Source organism: Bacillus sp. SRB_8, from assembly GCF_003264205.1.
Lineage (GTDB): Bacteria > Bacillota > Bacilli > Bacillales > Bacillaceae_G > Bacillus_A > Bacillus_A mycoides.
Window position 1 is genome coordinate 312,111 of sequence record NZ_NADT01000020.1, and the last position, 15,679, is coordinate 327,789.

The 15,679-nt window shown below is 35.5% G+C and carries 22 protein-coding genes; 8 read left to right on the plus strand and 14 right to left on the minus strand.

Going from position 1 to position 15,679, the window contains the following annotated elements:
* Positions 1-2: 2 nt before the first annotated feature.
* The 9 genes from B5P40_RS19925 to B5P40_RS19970 form a co-directional block, all read right to left on the minus strand.
* Complete coding sequence (locus B5P40_RS19925; protein WP_113709722.1) at positions 3-833, minus strand: ATP-binding protein; 831 nt, start codon at positions 831-833, stop codon at positions 3-5.
* Entirely contained in the window at positions 769-1,533 is a 765-nt protein-coding gene (locus tag B5P40_RS19930; RefSeq protein ID WP_113709723.1) for a conserved phage C-terminal domain-containing protein, read from the minus strand. The genes B5P40_RS19925 and B5P40_RS19930 overlap by 65 nt, the downstream gene beginning before the upstream one ends.
* Complete coding sequence (locus tag B5P40_RS19935) at positions 1,530-1,802, minus strand: hypothetical protein (RefSeq protein WP_113709724.1); 273 nt, start codon at positions 1,800-1,802, stop codon at positions 1,530-1,532. Before B5P40_RS19935 ends, B5P40_RS19930 begins: the two co-directional genes overlap by 4 nt.
* A gap of 13 nt (positions 1,803-1,815) precedes the next feature.
* Positions 1,816-2,487 carry a DUF1071 domain-containing protein gene (locus tag B5P40_RS19940; protein ID WP_113709725.1) on the minus strand — a complete coding sequence of 224 codons (672 nt, stop codon included), beginning with the start codon at positions 2,485-2,487 and terminating at the stop codon, positions 1,816-1,818.
* Positions 2,484-2,966, minus strand: coding sequence for a siphovirus Gp157 family protein (locus tag B5P40_RS19945; RefSeq protein ID WP_113709726.1), 483 nt, complete (start codon positions 2,964-2,966; stop codon positions 2,484-2,486). Before B5P40_RS19945 ends, B5P40_RS19940 begins: the two co-directional genes overlap by 4 nt.
* 249 nt (positions 2,967-3,215) lie before the next feature.
* Complete coding sequence (locus B5P40_RS19955) at positions 3,216-3,533, minus strand: hypothetical protein (protein ID WP_113709728.1); 318 nt, start codon at positions 3,531-3,533, stop codon at positions 3,216-3,218.
* A gap of 150 nt (positions 3,534-3,683) precedes the next feature.
* A complete protein-coding gene (locus tag B5P40_RS19960; protein WP_000483547.1) occupies positions 3,684-3,950 on the minus strand; it encodes a hypothetical protein in 267 nt (88 codons plus the stop codon).
* 19 nt (positions 3,951-3,969) lie between these two features.
* A complete protein-coding gene (locus B5P40_RS19965; protein WP_113709729.1) occupies positions 3,970-4,698 on the minus strand; it encodes a Rha family transcriptional regulator in 729 nt (242 codons plus the stop codon).
* Positions 4,695-4,895, minus strand: a complete 201-nt coding sequence (locus B5P40_RS19970) for a helix-turn-helix domain-containing protein (RefSeq protein ID WP_113709730.1) — start codon at positions 4,893-4,895, stop codon at positions 4,695-4,697. The genes B5P40_RS19965 and B5P40_RS19970 overlap by 4 nt, the downstream gene beginning before the upstream one ends.
* 275 nt (positions 4,896-5,170) lie before the next feature.
* Between B5P40_RS19970 and B5P40_RS19975 the strand changes: the two genes are divergently transcribed.
* From B5P40_RS19975 to B5P40_RS19985, 4 genes are read left to right on the plus strand one after another with little or no spacing between them, the layout of a single operon-like run.
* Positions 5,171-5,584, plus strand: a complete 414-nt coding sequence (locus tag B5P40_RS19975; protein WP_113709731.1) for a helix-turn-helix domain-containing protein — start codon at positions 5,171-5,173, stop codon at positions 5,582-5,584.
* Between the two features lie 22 nt (positions 5,585-5,606).
* A complete protein-coding gene (locus B5P40_RS19980; protein ID WP_098204355.1) occupies positions 5,607-6,035 on the plus strand; it encodes an ImmA/IrrE family metallo-endopeptidase in 429 nt (142 codons plus the stop codon).
* A gap of 16 nt (positions 6,036-6,051) precedes the next feature.
* A complete protein-coding gene (locus tag B5P40_RS32880) occupies positions 6,052-6,219 on the plus strand; it encodes a hypothetical protein (RefSeq protein WP_181462956.1) in 168 nt (55 codons plus the stop codon).
* Between the two features lie 41 nt (positions 6,220-6,260).
* Positions 6,261-7,406, plus strand: coding sequence for a tyrosine-type recombinase/integrase (locus tag B5P40_RS19985; protein ID WP_113709732.1), 1,146 nt, complete (start codon positions 6,261-6,263; stop codon positions 7,404-7,406).
* A gap of 114 nt (positions 7,407-7,520) precedes the next feature.
* Here the strand turns inward: B5P40_RS19985 and glnA are convergent, their stop codons facing one another.
* The 4 genes from glnA to hflX all read right to left on the minus strand — a co-directional run bounded on the left by glnA (position 7,521) and on the right by hflX (position 12,002).
* Complete coding sequence (glnA, locus tag B5P40_RS19990) at positions 7,521-8,855, minus strand: type I glutamate--ammonia ligase (RefSeq protein WP_002014472.1); 1,335 nt, start codon at positions 8,853-8,855, stop codon at positions 7,521-7,523.
* A 48-nt stretch (positions 8,856-8,903) separates the two neighbouring features.
* Positions 8,904-9,293: a transcriptional repressor GlnR gene (glnR, locus tag B5P40_RS19995; protein WP_002014475.1), complete on the minus strand. Its 390-nt coding sequence runs from the start codon at positions 9,291-9,293 to the stop codon at positions 8,904-8,906.
* Between the two features lie 173 nt (positions 9,294-9,466).
* Positions 9,467-10,738, minus strand: coding sequence for a methionine gamma-lyase family protein (locus B5P40_RS20000; protein ID WP_002190425.1), 1,272 nt, complete (start codon positions 10,736-10,738; stop codon positions 9,467-9,469).
* Positions 10,731-12,002 (minus strand): GTPase HflX, encoded by a 1,272-nt coding sequence (gene hflX, locus B5P40_RS20005; protein WP_002069969.1) that lies wholly within the window; start codon positions 12,000-12,002, stop codon positions 10,731-10,733. Before hflX ends, B5P40_RS20000 begins: the two co-directional genes overlap by 8 nt.
* Positions 12,003-12,094: 92 nt before the next feature.
* Here hflX and B5P40_RS20010 point away from each other — a divergent pair, with 92 nt between their 5' ends.
* Together B5P40_RS20010 and B5P40_RS32885 are read left to right on the plus strand one after the other, a co-directional pair.
* A complete protein-coding gene (locus tag B5P40_RS20010) occupies positions 12,095-12,718 on the plus strand; it encodes a trimeric intracellular cation channel family protein (protein WP_002014478.1) in 624 nt (207 codons plus the stop codon).
* A gap of 99 nt (positions 12,719-12,817) precedes the next feature.
* Positions 12,818-12,955, plus strand: a complete 138-nt coding sequence (locus tag B5P40_RS32885) for a hypothetical protein (protein WP_002087943.1) — start codon at positions 12,818-12,820, stop codon at positions 12,953-12,955.
* A gap of 31 nt (positions 12,956-12,986) precedes the next feature.
* Here the strand turns inward: B5P40_RS32885 and spoVK are convergent, their stop codons facing one another.
* A complete protein-coding gene (spoVK, locus tag B5P40_RS20015) occupies positions 12,987-13,943 on the minus strand; it encodes a stage V sporulation protein K (protein ID WP_002014481.1) in 957 nt (318 codons plus the stop codon).
* 113 nt (positions 13,944-14,056) lie between these two features.
* Here spoVK and B5P40_RS20020 point away from each other — a divergent pair, with 113 nt between their 5' ends.
* Together B5P40_RS20020 and B5P40_RS20025 are read left to right on the plus strand one after the other, a co-directional pair.
* Positions 14,057-15,019: a tyrosine-type recombinase/integrase gene (locus tag B5P40_RS20020; protein ID WP_002128613.1), complete on the plus strand. Its 963-nt coding sequence runs from the start codon at positions 14,057-14,059 to the stop codon at positions 15,017-15,019.
* A 117-nt stretch (positions 15,020-15,136) separates the two neighbouring features.
* Positions 15,137-15,679 (plus strand): collagen-like repeat preface domain-containing protein (locus B5P40_RS20025; protein WP_142936367.1); only part of this gene is annotated, 543 nt, incomplete at its 3' end.

The following is a 15,679-nucleotide window of genomic DNA, read 5'->3' on the forward strand; positions in this document are numbered from 1 at the left end:
TCTTAAAAAGGTAACTTTCTTTTCCGCTTATCCCTTGTATACTTAAACTCAATATGCCTGTATGTGTTGAACATACGAGATGTAATGCGCTCATCGTAAGCTTTCATCACAGCTTCACCTGTTAGGTTTGTTGTGATGATTGTTTTCTTTCCTTGCCTTCCATCAAAGACTTTAAACAGTACACGATTCACGAATGCAGTTGCCTTTGGATCAGCAGCATCCATGTCACCTAGTTCCGCACCTAAGTCATCAATAACTAATAAATCTGCACTAATTAGCAAATTAACAATGCCATGCTCAGATTCCTCAGATTGCCCATTGAACGTAGAACGTATATAGTCAAATAGTTCCGATACAGAAACATAAAGAACAGTTCCTGCGCTATTCTCGTTCATTTCATGAGCAATTGAATAGGCAAGATGACTTTTACCAGCACCTACTTTTCCAACTAGAATTAAATTAAATCTCACATCATTTAAATAATCCTCAAGTGCTCTTTTTGCTAAGGTGTAATTCTTTTCATCCTCTTCACAATCAGATTTAAAAGTTGAGAACCTAGCAAGTTTAATTGTTTCATCTTTAATCAAGCTCTTATCGTAAAACATACTTTTACGTTTTCTCTGTTCCTTCTGATCTCGGAATACATTCATTTCCGCTTCTAGCTTTTGATTATCTTCTGCCAACTTACATACTGGGCAAACTACTTCACCATTTATCTTCATGAATCGAACAGTACGTTTACGTTCTTTTTTACAAACCTCACATGTATCAGAAAGGAAGATCATCTTCTTCGAAAGGGTCTTTGCTATATCTGTTACCTTTACTAGAGCCATGTTTTCCTTCCACCTTTCCTTGTTGTAAATAGCCTTCAAACTTTGTACCAAATAATGTTTCTGGTCTTAGATACTTTGCTTGTTCTGTTCTTAGCCACTCTCTAGCCTTTATATCAATCACTGTTTTAAAGTTATCCACAGTGAATCCTTCTATTAATCTAGTTTTAATTAATGACTGTGTTTTCTTAGATGTTGAGCGATAACTACTACCACAAACGTCGTTGAGATAGTTTACTATCTCAACTATATATTCTTTTGCTGTAGTCTCTGTTGTTACTCTCTGTGTATTCTCTGGTATTGGTCGGTTCAAATTGACCTCTTCCATCGGGTCAACTTGACCTACTCGTGGGGTCAACTTGACCTCATCGTCGGTCGATTCTAACTGACGAAGAAACACATAATTTATGGAGTACCATTTCGTTTTATCAAACTTTTTCTTGTTATAATTCCCGATAACCAATACATTGATATTTTCAAGGTTTTTAATGGTTCTTTTAATGGTGGATTCTCCCCAGAAAGGAAACTGTTCTTGCCACTTTGGAATACTGTTGTAAATCCACGGTCTTCCGTCATAGGAATGTTTGGAACGTCTTAACCAATAGTGTATCTGTTGTAAAAATATAGCTTCATTCAATCCGATTTTTTTTGCCAGCCCTGGAAGAACAAGTAATGGTTCTTCATGAATTAATAAATTACTCATCCCTTCACCTTCCTCATAACAACCTCATAGTAGAATCCACAGTCACGATCCATCACAAAGCACCCTTTAAACAGATGGGGATTTTCATCATTTCTATGTTTAATCGTTTCTAACACTCGTCGAATAGGAAATAAATAATCAAATCCTTCATTCTCTAAACGTCGACAGCGTTTAAGCAATTCAGATAACCTTTTATCACGTAAATACCGAGTGCCTAAACTTCTATTCAAAGCTATTGCCATTGAACCATCTCTTACTACCGTTTTCATTTCAGTCACCCGCCTAGTGTGCTTGCTGTTGCTTTTCTTTCGCCTCGTTTAACCATGATGTTATTGTTTTTTGTAACTGGGATGCTTGTTGAACTGTCATTCCTTTGAAAGATTGAATTCCTAACGACTGTTTTACAGTGTTTTTGGTTTCTTCAAATGGCATGTTATACACTTCTGATAACTCTCTAATTTGCACATGAATTGCTTTTATTCTTTGTTCATTTGCAACCTCTACTTGTCTTGCTTGCTCCTGTTGTGGAACGCTATTCAATTGCTTATCCACTTGTTTTGGTTCATCATCTTGTGGAATATCTTCACCTGAATAGATGTATAAGCCTAATCCATGTAGTGCAATGGCCTTTGCCAGACACCTTTGAATCGATGTATTTATTTGGAATGGTGTAGGCTTTGGGATTGGTTTATTATAGTTATCCAATACCGGATGAATTTGTGAACGTGTGATGTTATTTACTGTTACCTCCACTTCAACAAAGTACCCTACTTCTGTCTTCATATAAGGTAATTCATCAAACCTAACAACTAGCCATGTAGCATCAGGATGTTTTTTCAAGAGCTGGTCTACAGCCCATGACCAACTCAAATAACTGAAACGCCCCTTCTTCTCTACATGCTTACTAACGTCAATAGATGCTAATTCTGCAAAGTAATTTTTAGCTTCACTCATCGTATTCTCACACTCTCACCTTGTTTTAATGAAATACCATTCCACTTCATGCCATTCTTAATCGCTAATAACAATGCTTTTTTATCTACTTTTGGATTTTGTGGAATCATATATTCCGGTGGAATAACTGCATCCTCTGCAATCTCAAGACTTGCTGGATTTTTTTGAATACCTACTGTTATCAATGCACCTTTAATACGTCTTTTATCCACAGCAATCATCTGATGATATAAATAGTCCTTAATATTTTTACAGCTGTTTTCAAAAGATTTACGGCGTTCAGCCAAGCGATTCTCTTCTCCCTTAATCACTTCAACTTGTGCTTCAATATTACGAATCAATAACGCTGCACCTTGTACTTTATCTTCAATTGCTTCACTAATTGATTGAAGTGTATCGTTAATTACTTCTGGATCTGTCCCGTCTTCAATCATTTGCTGTAATTGATTAAAGTTACTTGTTAGTTCGTACAGTTTCATAGTTTTATAGCCTCCTAGAACGGTATACTGCCATACGGTTTATTAGTTAATATGGTAATTACATAATCTATATCTAACTGTCTACAGTTATCTGCTTCCTGTGTGGATATAAGTTTCAAGCTACTTACAGCCTTTTCAACCTGCTTTTTTAGTAATTGATTTTCTATTGTCTCTTCCACGTAATCACCCCATGTGATATACTGACTTTGGATTTGTTTTTTAATGGAACCCACTGCTATGGGTTTCTTTTTATTTACATAAAACCTTTTGAATAACATCCTCTTTAATTCCAACCTCTCGCATACGCTCTACAACAAGCTGAACTCTATCATTTTCTTTCTTTTTAAATATCAATTCCTTTAATTGCTTATCACACTCTTTGACCTTTTCTCCACATGCCTCATACTCTTTACAAGTCTCATAGAATTCTTTGGTTTTACCCTCTACATTTTTCTTACTTGCAATACGAGTTAACAAAAATTGATTCTTTATGTAGTTCTCCTTCTTATTACGTAATGATTTCGCTAACTCAGCATCCTCGGGTAACACTAAATTTTCAATCCCCACTAGATTCACCTACCTTTTTAAAAAGAGCATTTAGACATACAAACCTATTCTCAATTAATCGACGCTGCTTTTTATTTGGTAATTTATAATGGGCTAGTAGTCTAAGATAATCAGATACTTTTACATTGTTGTAATCAATTGTAAACATCATTAATCCATCCTTTCTTCTGCCCATTCAACTAAAAATGCTTGTACTTGTTTTGCTGGGAAATACCATTTCTTACCCACTTTGAATTTTGGGAACCGTGGGTCAAAGAAGAACTGATCTTGAATTGTATTCCACGACATACATACACGTTTTTTAAGCTCCTTAGTATCCCAAAATGCTAACTCAGCATCGTACTCTTTAACCTTCTTTTGAATTTCTTCCACGCATAATTCCTTCACAACATTCTCGTCTATTTGAACATTGAACATAATTATTTCCTCCTTATTTTTAAACCATTGGTCTCCAGCCGTTTATAAAATTCAAAGCTTCCTCGAAATCCTTCTTCAAAATGTCACGGTAACTATTCACATTGAATGCATCTTTCAAATTACGCCCTAGTAATCCAAATAGCTTGCGAGTAGAATTATGTACTTCAATATCTACATGTCCGTTCTCCCATAAAAAATAAATCCGTTTGGCTTTCGTTTTTTCAATTACTCTTTGTTGTCCGTAATCTACAGTTAATTGCTTTTCAACTACCTGTTCTAATGAAGAGACTCTTTTATTTAAGTTGCTAGCCCCTGTAGCTAATAGCTCTATTTGACCGAATGTATCAGTAGGTAGAATTAATTGATTCTCAATGTATGCTTTCATTCTTTTAAATTCTTCAATGAACTTCACCTTAATTTTCATCGTTTCAATTGTGTTATAAGAAAACATTAATATTGTGAATGCATCTTCTGTCATATCGACTTTTTGTAGAGTTCGTCCTGTAACATCTTTATAAAAGCTAAGCCCAAAGTTGGACTCAGTAAATTTTTCTTCTCCTGCACTTTCCAGCTTTTCCATCTGAACTTTAATATCTCTTAATACATGTTTGTGTTGTTTTTTTAAAACTTCAGCTACAGTTAAACTATCTGTTACGACTTCATTATCCTTAATAAAAACCAGTCTTTCCCAATCACCTTTTACAAACAACTCTTCTTTTTCTTCTACTACCATTAACTGTTCTGTCACTTTAAATCCTCCTCGCATATATCTAATCCTAGTAATTCAACAATCGCTTTCTTTTGTTTTTTACCCTTTCTAGATCCTCTTAAAATATCTGATAAATATGAAACTGATATTTTTAGTTCAGAAGCTAATATTGTTAGTGTTAAATCTCTCTCTAACAATACTTTTCTTACCTCAATTCCAAAATTCGAATACTTCATCTAGATGTTCACACCTTTCGAAATGCGAATATTTTCGCTGATTTATTGACCACTATTAGTCTGTGTGCTAAATTATAATTATAAAAAGGTATACAAATACAAAACAATACAGTTCCCTCAGTATTAGTTTCTAAAATACAAATAAATTTTTATACTCTTTTTAGCTAACAAATTAGCTTACAAACTAATAATAATAGTCTATAAACTAATTGTCAATCATTGTTTTTAGTCTGTGGACTAATCTTTTTCGTCTGTAAGCACGGAAGGTGATTAGAATGAGCTTAGTGAACACAATAAAAAATTTGAGTAAAAACCACGATACATCCATAGCTTCATTAGAAAAAGAATTAGATTTCGGGAATGGAACCATAAGAAAATGGGATAAAGCCTATCCCTCTGCAGATAGACTTCAAAAAGTAGCTGATCACTTTAATGTAACTACTGATTTCTTACTTGGAAGAACAAATCAAATGCATTTAACTACCAAGGATGAAAAAGATATCGAAAAAAGAATGGAAGAAATAAAAAGAGATCTTCAAGGTGAAGACGGATTAATGTTCTCTGGTGAGCCTATGAGCGAAGAAGCCGTAGAATCTTTATTAGATGCAATGGAATTCATCGTGAAACAAACCAAAGTAATCAATAAAAAATACGTTCCTAAGAAATATCGTAATACCGACGATAACTGATGCGAGCTTAGGAGGGAAAACATTGAAATTCGTCATAAGAGATCTAGTCCAACAACTTTGCACAAAATACAACACGAATAACCCCTATGAGCTTGCAGATTGTTTAAAGATAAATGTACTAACCTGGGATTTACACGAAGAAATAAACGGATTTTATAAATATGAAAAAAGAAATCGTTTCATTGTTATTAATAATCATTTGTCTCCATCCATGCAAAGAACTGTTTGTGCGCATGAATTAGGACATGCAATCCTACACACTCATGCAAACACACCTTTTCTACGTAAGAATACATTCTTTTCAGTTGATAAATTAGAAATAGAAGCAAATACGTTTGCTGCGCTTTTGTTAATTGATAAAAAGACCATTCAACCTGGTGATACAAAAGCATGTATAGCATACAAAAATAATATTCCAGTTGAACTGTTAGAATTTTATAAGCCTTACTAAAAGGAGGTGAGACATTTTGATTATTGATTTAAACGCTGAACGAGAAAAAAGACAAAAAAACACCATTAAACAAGAAGAATTTAAAAAGGTCCCTATCGTTGAAAAAATCCATATTGTTGATGGTGAAATAAAATATGAAGTTTCGGGTTATAAAGAAACTCCCGTGAAGTGGTTAGATGATTAATCTGGCCACTTTACAATTATAAAGAAAGAGGGAATGTTATAATGGCTAGCTTCAGAAAATTCGGAGATGTTTGGGAATTTCGAGTAAGATTTAAAGACCCTTATACTCAAAAATACAAAGAAAAATCAAAGCGTGGATTCAAGACGAAAAAGGAAGCTCAACTTGCGGCTGCTGAAGAAGAGAAAAAATTGTTAAACGGTTTAGAAGTTGAGATTACTCCTACTTCGTTAAAACACTACCTTAGAGACTGGTTAAAATTATTTAAGCAAGACAATGTAAGGAAGAACACTTTTATCTTGCATGAACGTAACATCGAAAAGCATCTCATCCCCTACTTTCAAAATATGAACCTAAAAGAACTCAAGCCAATGATGTATCAAAAATTTATTAACTCCCTAACTGATCAGGGGTACAGTAAACGAACAGTCCAAATTATTCACGGTACAATGAACAATGCTATGAAAAAGGCTGTAAGCTTAAAAAAAATTGAAAGCAATCCTTGTGAAGAAGTAGTTATTTCAAATAAGAACAACAAAGAAAGAGAAGGGCTAAAATATATGCGAAGTGAAGACATTCCCCTTTTCTTAAAGACTTCTTATCAATACAACTATATTTATTACATCTTTTTCAAAGCGCTTCTGAATACAGGTATGCGTAAAGGTGAAGCTGCTGCTTTACAATGGAAAGACATAAATTTAAAAGAACATACTATTACTATTTCTAAAACATTGGATTTTACAGCTAAAACAAAAGAAGAATTATTTGGAGATACAAAAACATTTACTTCTAAACGTACTATCATGATTCCTAAATCATTAGTTGATGAGCTACTCGCACATAAAAAGTGGCAAAATGCTAATAAGCTTGCTTTACAAGATGCATATGAACATGAATTAGATTTAGTCTTTTCAAGGGTAGATGGAAAGTTCTTACCGAAGTCAACATTGTTCAATGCATTCTCACGCATACTAAAGAAAGCAAATTTACCTAGACTAGAAATACATTCATTACGACACACCCACGCAGTTCTTTTATTAGAGTCTGGTGCAAGTATGAAATACATTCAAGATCGACTAGGACATAAGAGTATAGAAATCACTTCTAACGTTTACTCTCATATCAGCGATAAAATTAATAAAGATTCCATTTCGGGGTTTGAAGCTTATATGAATAACGTATTGGGGTAAGTTTGATTTTTTTGTGGGTGTTTTGTGGGTGAATTACTCCTCTTTCAAATAAAAGTGTTTTACCCACAAAATAAAAAAACCCTCAACACGTTATGTGTCAAGGGTTTAAGCCTCTTAGTAAAGAGACATATATTGGTCGCGTTCCCATTGGTGAACTTGTGTGCGGAAAATATCCCACTCAATTTCTTTTGCTTCAATGAAGTGCTCAAGTAAATGATCACCTAATGCGCCACATACGATTTCATTAGATTGTAAAGTAACTAACGCTTGCGCTAATGTTGCTGGTAAGTCAACGATACCTGCTTCTTCACGCTCTTCTTTTGTCATTACGTAGATGTTACGGTCTACTGCAGCTGGTGGAGTTAATTTATTTTTAATTCCATCAAGACCTGCTGCTAATAATGTAGCCATTACTAAATACGGGTTCGCAGCTGGGTCAACACTACGTACTTCTACGCGTGTACTAATACCACGAGATGCAGGGATACGCACTAATGGACTACGGTTTTGTGCAGACCATGCTACGTAACATGGAGCTTCATATCCAGGTACTAAACGCTTGTAAGAGTTTACAGTTGGGTTTGCTACCGCTGTAAATGCTGGCGCATGTTTTAAAATACCTGCGATGAAGTGACGAGCATCATCACTTAATTGTAAATCACCGTTTTGATCGAAGAATACGTTCTCACCATTTTTAAATAGTGATAAGTTACAGTGCATACCTGAACCGTTCACACCGTATAATGGTTTCGGCATAAATGTTGCGTGTAAACCATGTTTACGAGCAATCGTTCTTACAACAAGCTTGAATGTTTGAATGTCATCACATGAGCGAATTGCATTTGCATATTTAAAGTCAATTTCATGTTGACCTGGCGCAACCTCATGGTGAGATGCTTCAATTTCAAAGCCCATTTCTTCAAGTTCAAGAACGATATCACGACGACAGTTTTCCCCTAGATCCATCGGCGCAAGGTCGAAGTATCCACCGTTATCGTTCAATTCCAGTGTTGGATTTCCTTTTTCATCAACTTTAAATAGGAAGAATTCTGGCTCTGGTCCAAGATTGAAATCTGAGAATCCTAATGCTTCCATTTCTTTTAACACACGCTTTAAGTTGTTACGTGGGTCGCCATCAAATGGAGTACCATCAGCATTGTAAATATCACAGATTAAACGAGCTACTTTACCTTTTTCAGCTGTCCAAGGGAAAATTACCCAAGTATCTAAATCCGGATATAAATACATATCAGATTCTTCAATACGTACGAAACCTTCAATAGAAGATCCATCAAACATCATTTTGTTATCAAGAGCTTTTGTTAATTGGCTCACTGGAATTTCTACGTTTTTAATTACCCCTAAAAGGTCCGTAAATTGCAGACGGATATACTTTACATTCTCTTCTTTCGCCAAACGGAAAATATCTTCTTTTGTGTACCTAGCCATTATAAATTCCTCCTTAGTCCCTCTAAACACCTTCAGAATCAGTTATCTTTAGTGAAAAAACCTTGAAATGTCACCTTGTCGCAATGAGGTCCGATTAAATCTACCTGTATGTTGTAGTTCATCTCGAAGAATTTTGCGAAGCTCGGATTTTGAAATTTCTTTCGTTTCTTCTTTTACTTTCACTGCTTCTGTTTGATTTTCTTTCATTTGCAATACTTGTTTAATTCCGGCCATATTTAAGCCTTGATCTAACAAATCTTTAATTTCCAACAATTTATCTACATCGTTAAATGAAAATAATCTACGATTCCCTTTTGTACGGGTTGGAAAAATAAGATTATGCTCTTCATAGTAGCGAATTTGACGTGCAGATAATTGTGTTAAATCCATTACAATACCAATTGGAAACAGCGGAGCAGAACGTCTATCTTCTTTCATTGTTTCAGTTCCTCCTTCGCCTTAACTGTTTCTCATTTTATACCATGTTATGTTTAGTGTCAATAGATGTTAGCTTTTCTTACATGATTTTTTTGTGAATTTTTTCATTTTTTTCTAATGGCACAAATCATTACTTTCACACGAAAAAAGCTGCCGAAATCGACAGCTTTCCTTTAAGAAATTGTTAATAGTTTTTTTTCAATTAACGCATCAATCGCAGAACAAATCGCAATCTTTACATGCGAATAAGTTAACCCACCTTGCACGTAAGCAACATAAGGCGGACGAATCGGACCATCAGCTGACAGCTCAATACTTGCACCTTGAATAAACGTCCCCGCAGCCATAATTACATCATCTTCATAACCCGGCATATAGTTTGCATATGGAGTGAAATGAGAATTAATTGGAGATGCATATTGAATCGCTTGACAGAACGCAATCATACGATCTTTATCATCAAATTGAACAGACTGAATTAAATCTGTTCTTGGTGCATTCCAAGCTGGTGATGTATTCATCCCTAACTTTTCTAAAAATGCAGCTGTAAAAATCGCACCTTTTAGCGCTTGTCCCGCTACATGCGGCGCTAAGAAGAAACCTTGATACATTTCTTGCAAACTGTATAAAGATGCCCCTGCTTCCGCACCGATTCCTGGAGATGTTAGACGATATGCACACGCTTCAACATACTGCTCTTTACCAACAATGTAACCACCAGTTTTAACAATTCCACCGCCAGGATTCTTAATAAGAGAGCCTGCCATTAAGTCCGCACCAACATGACATGGCTCTTCTTCTTCAATAAATTCGCCATAGCAGTTATCTACAAATACAACAACATCAGGTTTAATCTCTTTCACAAACGCAATCATCTCTTTAATTTGTGAAACAGTAAACGACGGACGAGTAGCATATCCTTTTGAACGCTGAATACCAATCATCTTCGTATTACTATGGATCGCAGCTGCAACAGCTTCAAAGTCCACAAATCCCTCTTCAGTTAACGGAACTGCGTTATAACCAATATTATATTCTTTAAATGAGCCTACACCTTTTCCGCGTACACCAACGATTTCTTCTAACGTATCATATGGTTTTCCTGTTATGTATAGCAGTTCATCTCCTGGACGTAAAATACCGAATAGAGCTGTCGAAATTGCGTGAGTACCTGAAATAATTTGCGGACGAACAAGACCCGCTTCTGCCCCAAATACATCAGCATACACTTTTTCTAACGTGTCACGACCAATATCATCATAACCATAACCTGTCGTCGGAATAAAATGCGAATCGCTAATTTTGTGTTTACGAAAACTTTCTAATACACGAAATTGGTTACTCTCAATCACTTCATCCACATGTTTATGTACTTCTATAATTTGACTTTCTACTTCTTTTACGATTGGAGCAATTTTTTCTCCATTTTTCAAACGATCAAACATTATTTTCTCCTTCTTCCACTAAAAATCTCTTTAATTGCCCCTTAAGCGATGAATGAGCAAATATATACCCTGTACAATCATATACAAATTTATCTTCTAGAAACTCCATTTTAGTTAATATTGTTTCTGTCTTTAAAAGCGTTAATAACCTACCTTCACTCGGAGGGATTTCCACTTGATAATCATCCATTTCTTCCTTCATCTTCGTTTCTAGCGCTTCTTTTATACGCAATAAATCACTTTCTTCAAAAGCACTAGTCATTAAGAAATCACTTTTCGGAAATGGAATGAAGTTTTGATGCAATTTATCTTTTTTATTATATAACGTAATAATAGGAATACGATTAATTTCAAGGTCCGACAATAATTGTTTTACTGTCTGCTCATGCCCTACATAATTAGGATCTGCTGAATCAACAACATGTAAAATAACATCCGCTTCCCCAGCTTCTTCTAACGTAGATCGAAAAGCAGCAATTAGTGACGTAGGTAAATCTTGTATAAAACCAACCGTATCAGTCAAAAGCACTGTATAACCAGAAGGTAACGGCATCTTTCTTGTCGTCGGATCTAGCGTTGCAAACAATAAGTTTTCTTCAAACGTATCAGCTTCCGTTAATCTATTAAACAACGTAGATTTTCCTGCATTTGTATACCCAATTAACGCAACTTGAAACACTTTATTATCTTTTCTTCTCTCACGATATCTCTTTCGATGCTCCACAACTACCGCTAGTTGTCTCTTTATTTCATCAATACGAGATCGAATATGACGACGATCTGTCTCAAGCTTCGTCTCTCCTGGTCCCCTTGTACCAATTCCACCACCAAGACGTGATAAAGCAAGACCTTGTCCCATAAGGCGCGGCATTGTATATTGCAATTGAGCTAATTCTACTTGAAGCTTACCCTCTCTCGATTTCGCACGTTGCGCAAAAATATCTAGTATTAACTGCGTTCGGTCAATCACTCTCGCATCTAATACTGAAGATAAATTCCGAATTTGACTTGGTGTTAACTCATTATTAAAAACAATAACAGCTGGTTCTAATTCTTCCGTCAACGCTGCAAGCTCTTCTAGTTTACCTTTTCCTATATAAGTCGCCGGATGAAACTTCGGGCGCTTTTGCGTCGTTGATACTAACACTTCCGCTCGCGCAGTTTTCGCTAGCGATGCAAGCTCTTTCATGGAATGCATAAATTTTTCATCATCATCTTGTGGCAATTGACAGCCAACTAATATGATTTTTTCTTTTTCTTCCATCAAATATGTTCACTCATTCTTTTCGAAATTTAAACCTTCTAATATAATAGCAGAGGAAGCACATTTCATCTAGTTAGCGGGGGAGAAAATTCATGGCATGGGAGATTTTTAGCATCATAGGCACAATCGCTTTCGCACTAAGCGGAGCAATTGTTGCAATGGAAGAGGATTATGATATTTTCGGGGTATATATTTTAGGAATGGCAACCGCATTTGGGGGAGGTGCCCTTCGTAATTTATTAATCGGTTATCCAATCGTCGCGTTTTGGCAACAAGACATGTTATTCCAAATCGCACTATTATCAATGACGATCATTTTTCTTTTTCCTAATAAATTAATTAAGCATTGGAAAAAGTGGGAAAACATCACAGATGCCATCGGCTTATCAGCGTTCGCCGTACAAGGAGCTCTATACGCCCAAAAATTAAATTTACCAATTAGCGCTACAATTGTAGCTGCTGTTTTAACTGGCATTGGCGGCGGTATTATTCGTGATCTTTTAGCACGTAGAAAACCTCTCGTCCTTCGAGCTGATGTATATGCGTTTTGGACGATTTTAGCCGGTTTTTTGATTGGCGCTAAAGTCATCGTTAGCGATTGGGCTCTATACACCTTATTCATTTTAATTGTTTGCTTCCGCATGGTTTCTATTCATTACAAATGGCATTTACCGCATAGACGCATCGATACAAAGGAGCGCTCAATGCATAAATAGCAATCTAACCTCTTTACATATCGTAAAGAGGTTTTTCTTTTCTAACGAGTTTTTCTTTACATAATGTTTATACTAATTTTTAAAGCGAGGTGAATGCAAATGACAAACCATGTTAATAAAGGAGCTCAAAAAAGCTCAGTAAACCAATTTGGACATGATCCAAATTCAGCGCACGAAAAGAGCGCTAAAATGGAACGTCTTCATAAAACTCACCAAGAAAAAGCAAAAAAAGAGTAAACGAACTTATGCATAAAAACAGACGCACAGTTTACGTACTGTGCGTCTCCTCTTCAAGCATTAAATCCATACTTGATATCCCAATTAAATCATATTTATCATACGTATCCTCTTGTAACAATCGCATAGCTTGTGTACGAATCGATTTTTCAACAATATTCCGTACGTATCGCCCATTACTAAACGATGTAATTTGCGACGAATACTTTACCGCATGTAAATGATCTCGAAATTTCCACTCCGCTTCTTTAGATAACTGATATTCACGCTCCTCATACATTCTCTTTCCAATTTCCAACAGCTGATTTACCGAGTAATCCGCAAATTCAATAATAAATGGAAAACGAGATTGTAACCCTGGATTTAATGAAAGAAAATGATTCATCTCTCTTGAATATCCAGCTAAAATTAATACAAAACCGTGCTGCTTATCTTCCATATGCTTCACAAGTGTATCAATAGCTTCCTTCCCAAAATCCTTCTCTCCCCCCCGCGCTAAAGAATACGCCTCATCAATAAACAAAATACCTCCCATGGCCTTTTTTATTAAATCTCTCGTCTTTTGCGCTGTATGACCGATATACTCCCCCACAAGATCAGCACGTTCTGCTTCAACTAAATGCCCCTTCGATAAAATATTCATCTCAAACAACAATTTCCCTATCATTCTAGCAACGGTTGTCTTCCCAGTACCGGGATTCCCCCTAAATAACATGTGAAGCACTTGCTTCTCAGATTTCAACCCCATCTCTTGTCTTTTTTTATTTACATAAATCCAAGCATAAATTTCTTTTATTATCTTTTTTATTTCATCCATCCCAACAAGCTTTCCCATCTCTTCTTCAATTCTCTGCAACATCTCATGTTTAGTAGTGGTTTCACTTGAAATTACCGTTTTATTTTCTGATGCCGGTAACGAAATTTTCTTTCGGTGGTTTAATACAATATTAATTTGATTGTTATTTTTCTTACGCATCGATTGTTCCATACAATCACCTCATTTTATCCACTCACCAAATATTATTATTCCAGTCCCTCTTGCAAATGCCTATTTTCAGAAAAGTTTGCTATAATATAAGAAATAATCAAGGTGGTGGGACTATGGAAACAACGGAATTCCATGATACAATACAAGCCTTTTCTATTTTTTTATTGAATAAAGGCCGAAAGTCTTCAACCATTAAACGTTATGTTTATGACATTGAAGATTTTGGACATTGGTTAGAAAAAAACAAAAAGCTCCCTTCCAGTAATATATGGGCAACACTTTGTACAAAAGACTATGAAGATTACTTTTCAGACTTAAAAAAGAATCGACACTACTCTGAGAAAACAATGCATCGTGTATTTATTGTATTAAATAGAATGCATCATTTTCTTAACATTCCAAATCCATTGAATGATATGGAAATTACTATTCAACCAAACCGTGCATTGCGTAATGAAGATTTCATTTCATCCGATGAAGAAAAAAGATTAAAGCATATAGTCACTTCATTAGAAGGACTTTCAGAAAAACAACGTCCCGTTCGTCCGTTATTAATGGATCGTAATATCGCCATTTTAAGTATATTAATCGACTACGGACTATCCTTACAAGAGCTTACAGCATTAACTATGCATCACGTTCATTTTGAAACTAATACACTTTCTATTCCAGCAACCGCAGGAGTAGAAAGAACAATCACATTAGCAATCGAAGACAAAAAACAACTGTACACATATTATAAAAGTATTCCAGAACCAGTTCGTCCTAAATACCATAGTAATGACCCGTTGTTTGTTGCATTCGATTTTAACCGTGGAACATACAGATGGGTATACGAAAACGATGCACCAAAAGCACTAACTGAAATCGCTATCCAAAAAATGATCCGACTTGAAGTAGCAAGAGCGAATTTACGTAAAGGCATTTCTGGACAACATTTCCGGAACACGTTTATTTTACGCCTAATAAAAAAACAAACCCCAGAGCCAGAAATCATAAAATTAGTTGGCTTCAAATCAAAAATTTCACTAAAGCGATATTATCAATATGCTGAAAATAAAAAAAACGCCCTATAATAAGGCGTTTTTTTTATTTTTTTCTCGAAAGAATCCATTTCACTATGACCATTTAACTACTCTCTGCATCTACTATGATGAGTTTCGTTCACATTCTTATTAGAAAGGAGAGATTTAATGTCTCGCTTTAACGACAATCAAAATAAATACTCCAATCCATGCTTTCCAACTAGCGCTGGACGAATTCCAACTACCCCAACGATTCCAATTACTAAAGCGCAAATTAGAACATTCCGTGCAATCATTAACGATTTAATAAAAATAATCCCTAAACTTTTCGCCAATCCATCTCCCAAAAACATTGAGAATCTAATAGATACATTGCACCTACTAAGCAAATTCATCTGTTCACTAGACACTACTTCCGCTCTGAAAGCACAAGGATTAGCCATCATTAAAAACTTAATAACTATATTAAAAAATCCAACCTTCGTAGCAAGTGCTGTATTTGTTGAACTTCAAATTTTAATTAATTATTTACTTTACATTACAAAGTTATTCCGAATTGATCCTTGTACACTCCAAGAACTCCTTAAATTAATTGCAGAGTTACAAACTACTCTAGTTAATTCAGCTTCGTTCGGCAGAGGACCTACTGGACCTACTGGACCTACTGGACCTAGAGGTAACACGGGCGCTACTGGTGCGACCGGACCTAGA